This window comes from Bacteroidota bacterium (assembly GCA_016721765.1).
Taxonomy (GTDB): domain Bacteria; phylum Bacteroidota; class Bacteroidia; order UBA4408; family UBA4408; genus UBA4408.
In genome coordinates this window covers 138,894-157,445 of record JADKHO010000003.1, presented here as the reverse complement: position 1 = coordinate 157,445, position 18,552 = coordinate 138,894, and the positions used below count along the sequence as shown (strand labels likewise).

The 18,552-nt window shown below is 36.8% G+C and carries 10 protein-coding genes; 8 read left to right on the top strand and 2 right to left on the bottom strand.

Annotated elements, in window-relative coordinates; translation table 11 throughout:
- Window positions 1–3 precede the first annotated feature (3 nt).
- On the bottom strand, window positions 4–1,149 hold the full coding sequence (locus tag IPP32_13575) for a 5-(carboxyamino)imidazole ribonucleotide synthase (GenBank protein ID MBL0049109.1): 1,146 nt from the start codon (window positions 1,147–1,149) through the stop codon (window positions 4–6).
- A gap of 76 nt (window positions 1,150–1,225) precedes the next feature.
- Between IPP32_13575 and IPP32_13570 the strand changes: the two genes are divergently transcribed.
- The 3 genes from IPP32_13570 (at window position 1,226) to IPP32_13560 (ending at window position 7,872) form a co-directional block, all read left to right on the top strand.
- A complete protein-coding gene (locus IPP32_13570; protein ID MBL0049108.1) occupies window positions 1,226–2,419 on the top strand; it encodes a DUF2062 domain-containing protein in 1,194 nt (397 codons plus the stop codon).
- Between the two features lie 3 nt (window positions 2,420–2,422).
- Window positions 2,423–6,256, top strand: a complete 3,834-nt coding sequence (locus IPP32_13565; protein ID MBL0049107.1) for an MMPL family transporter — start codon at window positions 2,423–2,425, stop codon at window positions 6,254–6,256.
- Between the two features lie 83 nt (window positions 6,257–6,339).
- Entirely contained in the window at window positions 6,340–7,872 is a 1,533-nt protein-coding gene (locus IPP32_13560) for an NAD(P)/FAD-dependent oxidoreductase (GenBank protein ID MBL0049106.1), read from the top strand.
- Window positions 7,873–7,875: 3 nt separating this feature from the next.
- On the opposite strand, the gene IPP32_13555 is transcribed toward IPP32_13560, so the two are convergent.
- Window positions 7,876–8,625, bottom strand: coding sequence for a DUF1295 domain-containing protein (locus IPP32_13555; protein MBL0049105.1), 750 nt, complete (start codon window positions 8,623–8,625; stop codon window positions 7,876–7,878).
- A gap of 714 nt (window positions 8,626–9,339) precedes the next feature.
- Between IPP32_13555 and IPP32_13550 the strand changes: the two genes are divergently transcribed.
- The 5 genes from IPP32_13550 (at window position 9,340) to IPP32_13530 (ending at window position 18,546) form a co-directional block, all read left to right on the top strand.
- Window positions 9,340–9,723 (top strand): SRPBCC domain-containing protein, encoded by a 384-nt coding sequence (locus tag IPP32_13550; GenBank protein MBL0049104.1) that lies wholly within the window; start codon window positions 9,340–9,342, stop codon window positions 9,721–9,723.
- Between the two features lie 50 nt (window positions 9,724–9,773).
- Entirely contained in the window at window positions 9,774–11,210 is a 1,437-nt protein-coding gene (locus IPP32_13545) for an LptF/LptG family permease (protein MBL0049103.1), read from the top strand.
- Window positions 11,185–12,414 (top strand): glycosyltransferase, encoded by a 1,230-nt coding sequence (locus tag IPP32_13540; GenBank protein MBL0049102.1) that lies wholly within the window; start codon window positions 11,185–11,187, stop codon window positions 12,412–12,414. Before IPP32_13545 ends, IPP32_13540 begins: the two co-directional genes overlap by 26 nt.
- Window positions 12,415–12,564: 150 nt before the next feature.
- Window positions 12,565–13,746: a glycosyltransferase gene (locus IPP32_13535; protein MBL0049101.1), complete on the top strand. Its 1,182-nt coding sequence runs from the start codon at window positions 12,565–12,567 to the stop codon at window positions 13,744–13,746.
- Between the two features lie 438 nt (window positions 13,747–14,184).
- Window positions 14,185–18,546, top strand: a complete 4,362-nt coding sequence (locus tag IPP32_13530; protein MBL0049100.1) for a CusA/CzcA family heavy metal efflux RND transporter — start codon at window positions 14,185–14,187, stop codon at window positions 18,544–18,546.
- Window positions 18,547–18,552: the final 6 nt, after the last annotated feature.

The window sequence follows — 18,552 nt, the reverse complement described above, 5'->3', positions numbered from 1 at the left end:
CATTTAATTGACCTTTACTTTTAATGTGTTTTTTACCTTAATTGCTAGACTTTTTGCATGCTCCAGCGAATCGTTGAGAACTGTAACATGTCCCATTTTCCGAAAGGGTTTTGTGATTTTCTTTCCGTACAAATGCACGTACACTCCTTCCTCTTGAAGCACTTCTTCTAAACCCTCATAAAATGCATTTCCTTCAAATCCCTGTTCACCCAACACATTCAACATCACAGCAGGCTTTATTAATCGGGTTGAGCCCAAAGGTAAATTTAAAATTGCCCGCAAATGTTGTTCGTATTGGGAGGTGTAATTTGCTTCAATAGTGTGGTGTCCGCTATTGTGCGGACGCGGTGCAATTTCGTTCACCAATAATTCTCCGGTGCGGGTAAGAAAAAATTCGACCGCTAAAATTCCCACCAGTTGCGTTTTCTCGATAATTTTTTGCGCAATTCCTTGAGCTTCGAGTTCAATTTCTTTGGAAACAGCAGCCGGCGCGTATAAAAACTCCACCAAATTAGCATCCGAATTAAATTCCATCTCCACCGCCGGAAACAACTTGACTTCACCAGATAGATTTCTGGCGGCAATTACAGCAATTTCTTTTTCAAAATCCACAAACTGCTCGAGTATGCTGGGAGCATCAAAAGCTTTTTCTATATCCGCTTCGGTACGCAATTTTCCAACTCCTCTCCCATCGTAACCACCCTTTCGAAGTTTTTGCATTAACGGAAAATCGGCTTTATGCTTCAGTAATTGGTTCCTATTTTCAACCAGAAAAAAAGCTGCTGTTGGGACTTGGTTATCTTGATAAAATTGCTTTTGTAAACCTTTGTCTTTAATCATTCTTAGCACAGCGGGCTGCGGATATACCGGCAATCCTTCAGCTTCCAGTTTTTCGAGTGCTTCAATATTTACATTTTCAATTTCGATTGTAAGCAAATTCACCTTTTTACCAAAAGCGTATACAGCATCAAAATCATTCAAATCCCCTACATAAAAATCGCTGCAAAGCTCTGCGCACGGTGCATTTCTATCGGCATCCAAAATACTTATTGAAACATTGTAATTAATTGCTTCTTGTATAAACATGCGCCCCAATTGCCCACCACCGAGTACACCCAGCTTGAAATTTTTATCACTAAATTTTAACATGACACAAATATAATTGTTATTGCGGTGCAGTGCTTTTGTATTTTGTTATACTTTTGAAAATTGAGTCAATGAAATTATGCCTGAAAAATTAAATTGTAGGAAGCAACTAAAGGAACTTAAATGCTGTATCCTTATCCCTACCTATAATAATGCGCAAACGTTGGAACAAGTTATTCTTTCAGTTTTAGAATATACTGACCAAGTGCTTATTGTAAACGATGGTGCTAGCGATGCTACTCGTCAAATACTTGAAAAATATAAGGAGCTAAAGGTGTATACCCATGAAGTAAACCTTGGCAAAGGACTTGCCTTGCGCCATGGCTTTGATTTTGCCATTCAACACGGTTATAACTATTGCATTACCATCGATTCGGATGGGCAGCACCAAGCGGCGGATATTCCAAAATTCATTGCTAAACTCGAGGAATCGCCTAACTCCATCATTATGGGTGCCCGAAATATGAACCAATCGAGTGTTCCCGGAAAAAGCAGTTTCGGTCATAAATTTTCTAATTTTTGGTTTCGGTTTGAAACCGGTATAAATTTACCCGATACGCAATCCGGTTATCGACTTTATCCTTTGCACCCACTAAAAAAGATACACTTTTTTACCACTAAATTCGAATTTGAAATTGAAGTAATTGTAAAAGCGGCCTGGCGGGGAATCCCTGTTGTATCGGTACCTGTAAGTGTATATTATGCGCCAAAAGAAACCCGCATTTCCCATTTCAGGCCTGTACCGGATTTTACCCGAGTTAGTATATTAAACACCTATCTCGTAGTATTGGCAGTGCTTTGGCACATCCCAATTCGATTTATTAAAAATTTAACTTGGACCAACATAAAAGCCTTTTTCAAAAAGCACTTTCTTAACCCGGATGAAACTCCTTTGCAAAAATCTATTGCCATTGGATTTGGTGTATTTATGGGCATAATTCCCATATGGGGTTTTCAATTAATTACTGGCATTGCACTCTGTCATTTGTGGAGGATTAATAAGGCAATTTTTATTACGGCTGCGCACATCAGCGTGGCGCCAATGATTCCATTGGTGGTATACTTCAGCTTTTTAACCGGTGGGTTGGTGTTGCATGAACCCAGCTCTATTCGTGAGTTTACTTCGTTTATTTCTTTAGATGTGGTTAAACAAAACATTTTTCAGTATGTTATTGGCAGCATAGTATTGGCAATTGCATCAGGACTGTTTTTCGGTTTATTCAGTTATTTTTGCATGATGATTTTCGGGAAAAGAAAAAGGGGAGCAATTTAATATATGTCGATTTTTTTCATAGCTATTTTTCGTTTTTTTAAAAGAAACAGGATATTGTTTTTCTTGTTTCTTGCCACGCTTTTAGCCGGAGTTGGCTACTTTGCTTCGAAGATTAAATTGGAAGAAGATATCAGCAAAATGCTGCCCGGGGATAAAAAAGTGGAAAAACTAAATTTTGTTTTTCAAAACTCTAAGTTCCTTGATAAGCTTGTTGTGAATGTTAGTTTAAAAGATTCCACGCTAGAGAATCAGGAGGCCCTTATAAGCTTTGCTGATACTTTAACACAACGCATTCAACACAAATTTGTTCCGAGCCATGTAAAAGAAATTACTTCCAAAATTTCGGATGAATTGATGTATGCCGTTTTCAATTCATTTTACGATAACCTTCCCGTTTTTATTGAAGATAAAGATTATGTAGAACTTGATAAAATGATAGAAGACAGTGCTATTTATCAAGCACTGAATCGTAACTATAAAACACTCCTCTCACCTGCCAGTATGATTCTTAAAAAGAATCTTGGGCGTGATCCATTAAGCATAACTCCACTTGCCTTAAAAAAACTGCAATCGCTTCAGTTTGATGATAATTTTGAAATTGTAGATGGGTACATTTTTACGAAAGACAAAAAACACCTACTTTTTTTTATAACTCCACTAGCTCCCAAAAAGACTGCGCTCAATGCCGAATTAATTCACGGCTTGGATGATCTTATTGAGCAAATTTCTAATGAAAATCCAAGTGTTAATACCGATTATTTTGGAAGCGTGGCTGTTGCGGTAGCAAATGCCGAGCGGATTAAAAAAGATGTAACCATGACTGTTTCCATAACAGTGCTTATTTTGTTTTTATTTATTTCATTTTTCTTTCGAAGAGTTTTCATTTTCTTTTTGATTTTTTTACCAGTGATTTTTGGTGCCGGCTTTTCTTTGGCGGTTTTGTTTTTAATTAAAGGCTCGGTTAGTGGCATTGCTATTGGTGCCGGTTCTATTGTTTTAGGTATTGCGATAAATTACTCTTTGCATTTTTATACCCATTACCGGCATACCGGTTCCATTATTCAAAACCTTAAGGATCTTGCCGAACCCATGACTGTGGGAAGTTTTACCACCATTGGTGCATTTCTTTGTTTGCTCACTATTAAATCGGAAGCATTGCAAGACTTCGGAATGTTTGCGGCTTTTAGTTTAATAGGCGCCTCTCTATTTACCTTATTGGTGATGCCACATTTTTTTAAAGAAGAAATTCACATCGAAAGCCACAAATCTAATTTTATTGATTCCCTTTCTGCTTATTCATTTAATAAAAACAGAGGATTAATTTTAGTTGTGAGTCTGGCAACACTTGTATGCCTATACTTTTCTCAAAAAGTGGAATTTGAGAGCGACGTGATGAAAATGAATTATATCACCGAAAAGCTGGCTAAATCCGAAAACAATTTAAACCGAATAAGCAATGTTTCTTTAAAATCGGTGTATTTAGTATCGAGCGGAAAAAACCTTAACGAAGCCTTGTTGGCCAATGAAAAAAATACTGCCGAACTCGAAAGTTTAGTTCAACATCATACCATTCGAAAATACTCTTCAGTAAGTTCTTTGCTGCTTTCAACACAATTGCAAAATGAGAGAATTGATCGTTGGAAAAAATACTGGACCACTGAAAAAATAAATCGTGTTAAGCAATCACTTCACACACATAGTGCTGCGTTTAAGTTTAAAGCATCGGCGTTCGACAGTTTTTTTGCTTTGATTGAAAAAGATTACCAGCCTTTATCCGATTCCACTTTTAACAATTTGAAAACCCTTTTTCTGGACAATTACATTTCAGAAACAGCACATCAAACCTCTGTTGTAAGCCTCATTAAAGTGGATGCCCAGCACGAAGATGCAGTGGTTCATGCCTTTCGCGAAAATGAAAGCTTAAGTGTTTTCAATAAAAAATACATGACCGAAAAATTTATTGAAATCATCCAAAATAACTTCAATAAGATTTTAATTTTTTCCTCCATTTTGGTTTTAATCACCTTGTTGATTTCTTATGGCAGAATAGAATTAGCGTTGATTACGTATCTGCCCATGCTCATTAGCTGGATATTGATTTTGGGTATAATGGCAATCTGTGGCATCAAATTCAACATCATCAACATTATTATTTCCACTTTTATTTTTGGATTAGGGGATGACTACAGCATTTTTATCATGGATGGTTTATTGGGTGAATATAAAAATGGTAAAGAAAATCTCACTTCTTATAAAACCTCTATTTTCTTATCGGCTTTTACCACATTAATTGGTATTGGAGTCTTAATTTTCGCAAAGCATCCAGCTTTAAAATCGATAGGACTCATTACCATAATTGGGATGTTTTGTGTTTTACTGGTGGCGAACACCATTCAGCCCTTGCTCGTAAAATACTTGCTCGAAAAAAATGGCAAAAAGCGCGTCGTGCCCATGACTTTTATAGATGTATTTATTACGTTTATTGCCTACACACTTTTTATTGTGGGTTGTATTTTGCTTACTTTGATTGGGGTTATTTTCTTTGTTTTAATACCATTCAAATCGCGCAAACTAAAACTTTGCTATCATTATTTGATTATGCAATTTTCGCGATTGCAGATTTATTTGATGTTTAACATTCCTAAAAAAGTACTCAATCCGAGCGGTGAAGATTTTTCAAAACCGGCCGTAATTATTGCAAATCATCAATCACATATTGATTTGCCTTTGGTGATGATGCTCCACCCTAAATTATTAATATTAACGAATGATTGGGTGTGGAATAATCCGTTTTATGGTTTTGTTGTGAAGTTTGCCGACTATTACCCTGTAAGTAACGATGTAGAAAAGGAAATGGATTTAATGCGTGCCAGGGTTGCAGAAGGCTATTCTATTTTAATTTTTCCGGAAGGAACGCGCTCTGTTAATGGAAAAATACAACGTTTTCACAAAGGGGGATTTTATTTGGCCGAAAAACTTGGCATCGATGTACTTCCCATTATCCTTCATGGGGCCAGCGATTGCATGACTAAAACAGAAAATTTTCTAAAGAATGGCAGCATTACTGTTTCCATTTTGCCTCGCATCAAAAAAGAGGACATGCAATTTGGAATGAGCTATCAGGAAAGAACAAAAGCCATCTCAAAACATTTTAAATCGGAATTCTCGAAAATAGTTTTTGCGCAAGAAACGGTGGATTATCACAAGCGAAAATTAGCGAAAAACTACATCTATAAAGGCCCTGTGCTGGAATGGTATATGCGCATTAAAATTAAGCTGGAAGACAATTATAGGCTTTTTAATTCCTTGCTTCCTCTGGAAGGCAAAATCACAGATATTGGTTGTGGATATGGATTCTTAACGCACATGTTGAGCTTTGTTTCGGAAAAGCGAACTGTGATTGGAATTGATTACGATGAAGAAAAAATAGAAGTGGCAAAACATTGTATTTCGAAAAAAGCAAGCACTGCTTTTTTTGCTGCAGATGTTACCAACTATGAATTTGAAAAAAGTGATGCCTTTATTTTGAGTGACGTATTACATTATTTAACTGCGAATCAGCAAGACTTGTTAATTGAAAATTGTGTCAAAAATTTAAATCCGAATGGAATGATTTTAATTCGAGATGGGAACAAGGATTTGCAAAAGCGCCACTGGGGAACTCGCTACACAGAATTTTTTAGTACTAACTTTGGATTTAACAAGACTCAAAATAAACTTGAATTTTTATCCGGAAAAGACCTATTGAAAAGTTTGTCAAAATACAAATTGAAGATTGAAATAATTGACAATACGAAGCTCACGAGCAATATGATTTACGTATTACGCAATACCTAAAATACGGTGTTTGTGATACAATGAATGAATTACAAAAAAAGTTCAAGCAGCAAAAAATAAGTTAGGACGGAATTTTTATTAACATTAATAACAAACAGCATAAATTGAAATACGATTTTGTAATCATAGGAAGCGGTTTAGGTGGGCTACAATGTGCATATATCCTGAGTAAAGAAGGATATAATGTATGTGTGTTAGAAAAGAACCGGCAAATTGGTGGTAACCTGCAAATATTTGTACGCGACAAAGCCATTTTTGATACCGGAATTCATTATATCGGCGGGCTGGATAAAGGTCAAAATTTGTTTACCTATTTCAAGTATTTCAACTTGATGGATAAGTTAAAATTAAAAAAACTGAATGAGGATGCATTTGATATCGTAACTTTTGACAATGATACGACACAATACAAATATGCGCAGGGTTACGAAAATTTTAAGGAGACTTTGCTTGAATTGTTCCCTAGTGAAAAATCCGCTTTGGATCAATATTGCGCTAAACTGCAGGAAATAAGCGATTATTTTCCGCTCTACAATGTTAAGTTTGCTCCCAAAAGCGTTCTAGAAACAAAATTCTTAGAAATAAATACACGTGATTATATTGCCTCTATAACATCAAATGAAAAACTAAGAAATGTTTTGGCTGGCACTAATGCACTGTATGCAGGTGTTGGTGATAAAACTCCACTATATGTGCATGCTTTAGTGATTAATACTTATATTGAAAGTGCTTGGAAATGTATCGATGGTGGAGCACAAATCGCATTCTTGTTATCAAAATCAATTAAAGCGATGGGTGGAACAATTCGAAATTATTCGGAAGCCGTAAAATTTAATTTTTCGGGAGATACAATCAACTCGGTTGAGCTTAAATCAGGTGAGTGTATTGAGGCTTCACATTTTATTTCAAATGCGCATCCTTCAAATACGCTAGAAATGCTCGAACCCGGAAAAATTAGAAAATCCTATGTGAGCCGCATACAAAGTTTAGAAAATTCAATCTCTGTTTTTATTGTTCACATTGTTTTTAAAGAAAACAGTTTCCCCTATCTCAATCATAATTACTATCACCATAAATATAACGATGTGTGGCGCAGCATTCAATATGCTGAGAAAAATTGGCCCGAAAGTTACGCTGTATTTACCCCTCCAAGTTCTCGCTCGCTTGAATTTGCCGAAAGCATGAGTGTTATGGCCTATATGCATTACGATGAAGTGAAAGAATGGGAAAATACATTTAATACTATACCAAAACACATCAGCAATCGGGATGCTGCTTACCAGGATTTTAAAGCCATAAAAGCTGAGAAATTGTTACAGGAATTGGAAAAGAAATTTCCGGGAATACGCACAAAAATTCGCACTTACACCACTTCCACCCCTTTAACCTATCGTGATTATATTGGTACAAATGATGGCAGTATGTATGGCATTTTAAAGGATCATAAAGACCCCTTAAAGACTTTTATATCTCCCAAAACCAAGGTTCCTAATTTATATTTAACCGGTCAAAATTTAAATATGCACGGTGTACTTGGAGTTACAATTGGCTCAGTAGTTACTTGCTCCGAAATAACCGGACAAGAATACTTGGTAAAAAAAATACTTTCGGCTTAGTTTTTAATCTCTTAAACTTTCATCTTCACTCAAAACCTTTGTACTGTGTTTTAAGGTTCTAAGAATTAAGGCAGCAGCGGCGGTAACTATCAATACAACTATGTATTTATTGCTTAAAATAAACTGATGATACGTAAAATAATTGCGTAAAAGCTCCACAAAAATAAAACTGATAACCGTCGCCAAAACCCCTGAATACTCACGACGTAAAACAGTTTTTAATGAAAACGCCGTGGTGCTGGGAATGAATTTACCAAATGCGGGTATAAATGCTGGTGCTTTAAGCGACCAATCAAGGTACTCCTGACCAAATTTTTTTTCCAAAAAACGCTCTTCGGCAAACATGATTCGCTCATAATACAACCAAAAAAGCAGACTGGTTATCAAAAAGAAGGAGAAACTACCCACAAATACTACAATTCCAATCCACATAAAATAATTGCCTAAATAAAGCGGATGGCGCACAATACTGTATACACCTGTGCTATTCAACACATTGGCCACTTGTTCTTTCGTATTTCGTCCGGAAGTGCCTTTTGGAGTGGTACCTATTGCATAGGCTCTAAATAAAAATCCAACCACAGTTAAGGTGACTGCCAGCAGTTTAACAAATTTTAATGTTTCATGATCTATCGGGTCCTTAGAAACAAAATAAATAGCAGGAACCGCAATAATAAAGAGAATAACGGGTAATTGTCCGCGGTATTTAAACAAAAAATTTCCGGATGATTCAAACGAATGAAGGAGGGCCATCTTTTTTTAGAGATAAATAATTTTGTATATTAAAAAATTTGTATATTTTGCGGTGGTTAAACCATAACCGAGGCGAAAGTAAACATTTCCCTCTGACTAATAAAATCAATACTGATGGCAAAAACTAAAGCAAAAGCTAAGGTTAAAACCGTAGTTAAAAATAAAGCAAAAGCAAGTCCTGCTAAGACTACTACTAAAAGGAGTATTCCTGCAAAAAAAACAGCGGTAAAAAAGAGCATACCTGCTAAAAAAATTGTAGTAAAAAAGACTGCATCAAAAAAAATTGAACCTGCTAAAAAGGCTCCAGTTAAAAAGAGTCCTGTAAAATCAGCACCTCTGAAAAAAATTGAAGCAAGCAAAAAAAAACTTACAGGGAAAGTTAGTGGTGCAAATAAAGCGGATTCAAAAAAAATCGTAAAACCTATACCGGCTATCAAAAATAAAACACAAGAAAAATCTCCCGTAAAAGCCAATGATAAAAAATCGGGACCGACGAGCGAGCTGGTTGTAAAAAAGGCAAAATTTGAATTCCCAAAGAAAAGAGCCGGTCGGAAACCTAAAAACAAAGGCGATGAAGATGATGGATTTGAACTATTAGAGGTTCCGAAATTAGAACCCATTAATAAAAAGGCTCCTAAGAAAAAATTCATCATTCCGGTTAGTCAGGAAATTTATGTAAATCCTAATGCTAAACAGGTTGCCATTCCTAAAAACATTGGTACCTATAAAAAATTTGAAATCGAATTCCCGATTCATGCTTCTCCCTATATTATTTACAGCTTTATCAGCACTCCTGCAGGACTTTCTGAATGGTTTGCCGAAAATGTAAACGTGCGAAACGATGAATATACTTTTCTTTGGGATGGAAGTCAACAAACGGCAACTTTGCTTTCAAAAAAAGAAAACACGTTCATGAAATTCCGGTGGAACGATGAACCTGATTTTACTTTTTTTGAGTTTCGAATTGTTGTGGATGAAATCACGCAAGATGTTGCTTTTTGGGTAACTGATTTTGCTGAAGATGAAAAATCACAAGAAGCTTCGGAGATGCTTTGGCACAGCCAAATTGATGCGTTGATTCATGCAATGGGCGCTTAATTCATTCTTTCTTCAGAACTTCCTTTTAATATTATTTCAAAAGCTCAGCTTTGAAAAGTCTGCATAAGTATATCCTCAAATCTTACTTAGGTCCTTTTGTTGCCACCTTCTTTGTTGTGCTCTTTATGCTGCTCATGCAGTTTGTGTGGAAATACATTGATGATTTAGTGGGGAAAGGATTAGAATGGTATATTATTGCTCAACTCATGTTTTATGCTGCGGCAACCTTTGTTCCGCTTGCCTTACCATTAGCCATACTGATTTCGAGTATTATGACTTTCGGAAACCTTGCTGAGCATTACGAACTGGCAGCTTTGAAATCCGCAGGTATTTCCTTGCAAAAAATTATGCGGCCATTAGTAATTGCTTCCATTTGCATCAGCATTTCTGCTTTTCTATTCGCCAATTATCTGCTCCCGGTGGTAAATCTAAAAATGGGATCCCTTTTATACGATATCAGGCAAAGCAAACCAGCCCTCGATTTAAAGCCCGGAATTTTTTATAAAGACATAGATAACTATGTAATACGTGTGCAGGAAAAAAGTAAAGATGGAAAATATCTTTATAACATGATGATTTACGACCATAGTGCCAGACGTGGTGCCAACAAAGTAATTATTGCACAAAAAGGCCAGATGCAAATGTCGGCCGATAAGAAAAATTTATTGCTTACCCTCTACAATGGAAAAACCTACGAAGAAATTTTTGATGACAAAACCAACAGCGTTAGAAAATCGTTATTGCGCAGTGTTTTTGAAAAGCAAGTAATTCGATTCGATCTAACTTCCTTTGGTTTTGAACGCACCAATGAAGAACTTTTTAAAGACAATTACCAAATGTTAAATGTGGCGCAGCTTTCAGCCGAAGTGGACACACTTCGCCTTAAAGGAAAAGAACGTAATAAGGAGTTTGCTGCAGGGTTTTCAGCATTTATTAGAAACCCCGGAATTAAAAATCCCTCACTCACTACACACCCTATTAATACGGCTGATTATTTCGATAATTTTCAACGAGCCGACAAGGAGCGAATTTTAGAGGCCGCCTTAAATACAGCACGCAACTTTAAGTCTCAGTTAAATTCCAATGCCGAAGAAATTGAACATCGCACAAATAATATCAATAAACATCTTATAGAATGGCATAAGAAATTTACTTTATCATTTGCCTGCCTTGTGCTCTTTTTTGTTGGTGCGCCATTAGGAGCAATTATCCGTAAAGGGGGCATTGGAATGCCGATGGTAGTTTCGGTAATATTCTTTTTGTTTTTTCATGTCATGAACATTATGGGAGAAAAATTCTCTAAAGAAGGTGTGCTCCCTCCCTATCAAGGAATGTGGATGGCCTCTTTTGTGTTGTTACCAATTGGCATTTTTCTTACCTCCAAAGCAACCAGCGATTCAGCCCTATTTGACATAAATAGCTACTTAAAAGTATTTCGTATTTTTTCGCGTAAAACAAGCAATGAAAATACTCCAGCTGTGCAATAGAATTCCTTTCCCTTTGGCTGATGGGGGCGCTATTGCCATGTTTGCCATGACTAAATCCTTTGCAGATGCGGGTTGCGAAGTGGATATGCTGGCTATAAATACTAAAAAACATAAGGTGGATGTGGCCACTTTACCAGCATGGTTTTCACAAAAAACAAAGCTCTATGCTGTGGAGGCCGATACCGACGTAACAGCACTTGGGGCATTTCTAAATTTATTTTCTACCGCTTCTTATAACCTCGTACGCTTTGATATTCCGGCTGTTCATGCAAAGTTGAAGGAGCTTCTAGCCCAAAACAAGTACGATGTTATTCAGTTAGAAGGCTTTTTTTTATCCAAATACATTCCAACCATTAGGTCCAATTCAAATGCCCTCATTTCAATGAGGGCGCACAATGTGGAGTTTCTGATCTGGGAAAGAATGGCTGCCGCAACTGCATCGCCTTTAAAAAAATGGTACCTAAATTTGTTGGCAAAACGTTTAAAAAAAGAAGAGCTGGATATCCTTAATAAAGCGGATTGTATTATTCCCATTTCGGAAGTCGACCAACAAAGTTTCAAACAACTTGGTGCTATTGTTCCTATGCATGTTAGCACTGGCGGTGTAGACGAAACGCTTCTTGAGAAACAATTGCCCGTATCGAATGAACTTTCTCTTTTTCATTTAGCTGCTATGAACTGGCAGCCCAATGTGCAAGCAGCAACTTGGTTTTTAGAAAAAATATGGCCGCTTATTCATCCAAAGTTTCCTGATTTAACCCTATACCTGGCCGGAAAAGACATGCCTGCATCCTTTTTTCAAATGCAGTCAAACCAAATAAAAGTACTTGGTAGTGTTACTGATGCACATGCTTTTATGAACGCCAAAAACATTATGATTGTTCCGCTTTTATCGGGCAGTGGTATGCGCATAAAAATAGTAGAAGGACTTGCCTTAGGGAAAGTTATTATTAGCACCAGCATAGGAGCAGAAGGAATTGCATGTGAGGATAAAAAAAATATTTTAATTGCTGATACTGCTCATGATTTTGCAGCCGCAATCGAGCTTGCTCTTAAGGATAAGGCGCTGTGTGCAACGCTTAGTAAAAATGCGAAAGAATTGGTAAAACATACCTATACCAACTCAAGTATAATTAAAAGTTTGTTAGCATTTTACAACGCACTATTAATTTCACAAAAACAAGATTCTTCTATCGCGAACTAGGTTTTAAATAGTTTTTCTTACTTAAAAAGCCCAAGGAATAAGATACTTTAAAATTAGTCTACAAATCATTTCTCTTACCCGCTATCGCTTTCGAAAAAATACTTCACACTTTCGCAAACAAAACATTTATCTTCGCAAAAAAATAAACCTGTGATATCCGCATTGGAATTAATTTATTGGCTCTCCATTTTTTTTGTTTTCTACTCCTATGTGATTTTTCCGTTGGTACTAAATTTTTATGCTTTAAATAAAAGTCAAAACAGTTTCATTCATGAGTCCCATTCCTCCGAATTACCTGAAATAAGTATCCTGCTTGCGGTTTATAATGAAGAGTTAGTGATTGAGCAAAAGTTGCATACTACATTTAATACAAACTACCCACTCTCTAAAATTAATTTTTTTATTGGTTCCGATTCTTCAACGGATGCCACTGATAGTATCATACAAAAGTACCAGCAGAAGTATCCACAATTGCATTTAAAAGTTTTTCCACAGCGCACCGGTAAAGCCGGGATTGTGAATCAGCTGGAGCAACGAGCAAGTTCCGAAATTTTAATACTTACTGATGCCAATGTATTTTTTGATAAGGATACCCTTTATAATTTGGTGAAACATTATAAGAACGAAGAAATTGCGCTTGTAGGGGGCAATATCATTAATCAACAGTTGCATAAAACCGGAATTTCGATACAAGAAAAAACATACCTGAGCAGAGAAAATAAAATAAAATTCCAAGAAGGAGTCGTTTGGGGAACTATGATTGGTGCCTTTGGTGGTTGTTATTCCATTCGAAAAAAATATTTTTCACCGGTTCCGCCCAAATTTTTTATGGATGATTTTTACATCACACTTGCGGTTTTGGAACAAGGAAAAAAAGCGATCAACGAATTAAATGCAAAATGTTATGAGGACGTTTCTAATAAAATATCGGAAGAGTTTCGCCGAAAAGTGCGCATCTCAATAGGTAATTTTCAAAACTTATTTCGCTATAAAGGACTTTTAGTTTCAAGCTACCCCGGTCTTTCTTTCTGTTTTTGGAGCCATAAAGTTTTGCGCTGGCTGGGTCCATTCTTTATTCTTGCCATCCTAATTGCTAATTTATGGTTAATCGATAAAAGTTATTTCTATTTCCTTACTTTACTTGCACAGCTGGTGTTATGCGCTGTTCCTGTGTTGGATGAGCTGCTTAAAAAAGTGAATATACACCTGGCTTTACTTCGATTTATAAGTCACTTTTACTTAATGAACTTAGCCTTATTGCTTGGTTTCTTTCGCTTTGTTTTTGGTGTGGAGTCAAATGTGTGGAAACCCACTCAACGTTTTCAACAATAAATTTAAGCAAATCTTAAGGTTGCTCTTAGTGTGTTTAAAGAATTACAAATGCATCTTTGCAGCAACAAAATCAATACTTCTAATTAAATCAAAAAAATGAAACAATTCATGTCATTTTTGCCACTACCCTGCTCCTTTTGCACTACTCCGACAGCAATACATCTGAAATGCCCGCAAATACGAAAAAAACCATGCAGCGCTCAAAAATAAATGTGTTCAAAAATAACCTGCAAGCAATTATGAATAAAAACCCGAATAACACCTACGAAACAATTGCTCCAATTCGATGTAGAATTTCAATGATGAGTACTGAAAAATTTATAAAAATGATAACACTTAATTCTTAAATTAGTTTTTGTTGTTGGTAAGGGAAATCCTTATAAAATTGAGGGATTCTTAAAACCAAATCAAGAATTTATCACATACTCTGCTAAAATTATGCTAGCTAAAATTATTGATTTTTCTATTCACAATAAGCTCATCATCGGCCTGTTTGTTATCGCACTTATAGGTTATGGTTCCTATCAGGTAACAAAACTCCCAATTGACGCAGTGCCCGACATTACCAATAATCAAGTGCAGGTAATTACAGTTGCACCTTCCTTGGGTGCCACCGATATTGAACGCTTGGTAACTTTTCCGATAGAATTAGCGAATAGCAATATTTCCGGATTACATGAAATTCGGAGCTTTTCGCGATTCGGACTTTCACTGGTTACTATTGTTTTTGATGATGATGTGGATGTTTATTGGGCCAGACAACAAGTAGCCGAACGTTTACAACAAGTGCAAGCCGATTTACCACAAGGTGTGGGCTCCATTTCAATGGGACCTGTAAGTTCAGGACTTGGCGAAATCTATCAGTATACCGTACGTGCCAAAGAAGGCTATGAAACTAAATACGATGCAATGGAATTGCGCACCATTCAGGATTGGGTGGTACGTCGGCAATTACTTGGTGTGAAAGGTGTAGCCGATGTTAGCAGTTTTGGCGGAAAATTAAAACAATATGAAATAGCTGTTGAACCTACAAAATTAAAAGCATACAATCTCACCATTACGGATGTTTTTAATGCGTTGGAAAACAACAATCAAAACACCGGTGGAGCCTACATCGAAAAAGGGCCGGCTGTATTATATATCCGAAGCGAAGGTTTGCTTGGAAGTTTAGAGGATATAAAATCAGTGTTTATTAAAAACACCTCAACGGGTGCCCCGGTGCTTATTGGCGATGTTGCAGAAATTCGCTTTGGCCATGCAACACGTTACGGCGCGATGTGCTACAACGATAAAGGGGAAGTGGCTGGTGCTGTGGTGATGATGTTGAAAGGAGCAAACAGCAGCGACGTAATTAAAAATGTAAAAGAACGTGTGGCACAAATTCAAAAAACGCTGCCGGAAGGTGTGCTATTAGAGCCCTTTTTAGACCGCACAAAAATGGTAAATAACGCCATTGGAACGGTAGAAACAAATTTACTCGAAGGTGCCTTAATTGTGCTGTTTGTGCTTATTCTCTTCTTGGGAAATTTACGTGCCGGATTTTTAGTGGCATCGGTAATTCCATTAGCCATGTTATTTGCGGTAATATTAATGAACCAATTTGGTGTGATAGGAAATTTAATGAGTTTGGGAGCTTTGGATTTTGGGCTAATTGTGGATGGTGCAGTTTTTATTGTAGAAGCGGTATTGCATCAACTTACCCACAGCAAACATTTTGCTCATCTAAATCAATTGTCACAAAAACAAATGGATGATGAAGTATCCGGCTCCTCCAAAAAAATAGCGCGCAGCGTAGTCTTCGGACAATTAATTATTTTAATTGTGTACTTACCCACATTTGCGCTCCAAGGTATTGAAGGAAAAATGTTTATCCCAATGGCACAAACTGTGGCTTTTGCATTATTGGGTGCTTTTATACTTTCTATTACTTATATTCCTATGATGAGCGCACTTATTATGAGTAAGACAATTACGCACAAGAAAACTTTTTCCGACAAAATGATGGAGTTTTTTGAACGCCATTTCCAAAACGGATTAAGTAAAGTTTTAAATTATCCAAAAACAGTTATTGGATTGGCAGTTGCATTATTTGCAGTTTCCATGATGGTACTATCCGGAATGGGTGGCGAATTTATTCCCGCATTGGAAGAAGGTGATTTTGCTGTGGAAACTAGAATCCTTCCGGGGAGTAACCTAAATGCCACAATCGAACGCACGCAACAAGCTGCACACATTCTTAAAACTCAATTCCCCGAAGTGCAACAGGTAGTTACAAAAATAGGAAGCGGAGAAATTCCAACCGACCCAATGCCCATGGAAGCTGCTGACATGATGATAATTTTAAAAGATAAAGAAGAATGGACTTCTGCAAAAACATTTCCTGAACTATCCGAGAAAATGAGTAAAGCAGTCGCAGATGTTCCAGGAATCTTAACAAGCTTTCAATATCCCGTACAAATGCGATTCAATGAATTAATGACCGGTGCAAAGCAAGATGTAGTATGCAAAATTTTTGGTGAAAACATGGACACCCTTGCGCACTTTGCAGCAAAATTAGGAGCGCTCTCTGCATCAGTAGAGGGTACAAAGAATATTTATGTAGAACCGGTTACCGGAATGCCTCAAATTATTATCAGTTATAATCGAGCAGCCATCGCACAATTCGGGCTTTCGGTTAACGATGTGAACCGTGTTATAAATACCGGTCTAGCCGGGCAATCAAGCGGATTTGTATTTGAAGGCGAAAAAAAATTTGATATGGTGGTGCGCATTAACAGCGATCAAAGAAAAAACTTAGAGGATGTTAAAAATCTTCTAATTCCAACCCCAAGTGGTTCGCAAGTACCCTTGTATCAGCTTGCAGAAGTTGCGCTTAAAGATGGTCCTAATCAAATTCAACGCGAAGATGCTAAACGCCGTATTGTGGTGGGATTTAATGTGGGTGGAAGAGATGTTCAATCAATTGTGGAGGAATTACAAAACAAGGTTGATAACAAACTAAAATTACCCGCAGGATATTACATAAGTTATGGTGGCGCATTTGAAAATTTAAATGCTGCAAAAGCACGCCTAGGAATTGCTGTTCCGATTGCGCTTTTATTGATTTTTCTTCTCCTCTATTTTTCCTTTAATTCGATCAAGCAAGGCTTACTTATTTATTCTGCCATACCACTATCGGCGGTTGGAGGCATTTTTGCATTAGCATTACGTGATATGCCCTTTAGCATTTCTGCCGGTGTTGGATTTATTGCCTTGTTTGGTGTTGCCGTATTAAACGGAATCGTTCTAATTGCTGAATTCAATAGGCTGAAAGAAGAAGGTTGGCACGATACCAGAAAAATTGTACTCATGGGAACAAAAATAAGATTGCGTCCGGTGCTCATGACTGCCTTTGTTGCTTCACTTGGATTTTTACCTATGGCAATAAGCAACGGAGCCGGTGCTGAAGTGCAAAGACCATTGGCTACTGTAGTGATTGGAGGGCTCCTGTTGGCAACCTTTCTCACCTTATTTGTATTGCCAATTTTATATATACTTTTTGAAAAAGGTTTTGGAGCATCGCATAAAAATTCAACTTTGATTAAAACTATTCCAACCATCATAATTATTACATTTTTTACTACTTCCGTTTCAGCTCAAACACCTCTTTCGTTAAAAGCCGCAATCGATAGTGCTTGCGCTAACAACCTCTATTTCAAAACTCAAAAATTAAATTCAGAAGCTTTTGCTGCATTAAAAAAATCGGCTTTCGATGTATCAAAAACAGCCATATCAGCCGAATATGGACAAATAAATAGCGCTTATACCGACTCGAAATTTTCGGTTTCTCAAAGCTTAAAATTCCCAACCGTATATGTGAAACAAAATTCCATTTTAAATCAAGAATGGAAAAATGCTGAACTAAACTTAGCCTTGAGAAAAGCAGAATTGAGAAAAGAAATTAGCTTAATTTACGTTGAATTGCAACACACAAAACAGCTTAAAAATGTATTAGTAAAATCAGACAGTTTGTATGCTTTGTTTCTGAAAAACGCAGAACTAAGATTTAGCAAAGGAGAAAGTAATATCCTTGAAAAAAACACAGCCTCTTTGCAACAACTGCAAATTAATATGCAGTTGCAAGAAGTGGAACAGAGCTATATAAATTTAGTTTTGGAATTTAATATGCTGTTAAATACGCATGTCAGTTACACTGTCGAAGAGCAGAATACAAAATTGATTTCACCAATTGTATCCGATTCAAGTGTAATTTTTCAGCATCCTCACCTGCGCCTGCTTGCACTAAATCAAACCTTGACCAACTCCCGAATTAAATTAGAAAAAGCAAATCTTCTTCCCGATTTATTTGTTGGCTACACCAATGGAAGCATCACCGGTGTGGGAGCAGATAATAATTATTACGCAAGGTCAAATCGATTTCAGGCCATTCAAGCAGGCATCGGGATACCGCTCTTTTTTGGGGCTCAAAAATCAAAAATTTCTGCCTTAAAAATACACGCGCAAATTGCAGCAAACGAAACAAAAGCCGGCAATCAATCTCATCAAACTAAATACAAACAAGCACTTCAAGTGTACACTACCAATTTAAAACTGATAAATTATTATGAGTCTTCAGCGAATAACAGTGCTAACGAAATGCTTAAAGCTGCAACTCAACAGTTCAACGCCGGCGAAATCAATTACCTCGAATGGGTCATGCTTACCAATCAGGCAATTAGTATTCAAACCGATTACCTAAGTGCACTTAAAAAATTAAACAACAGCATCATCGAACTTAATTACCTTACCAATCAATATTAAAACAGT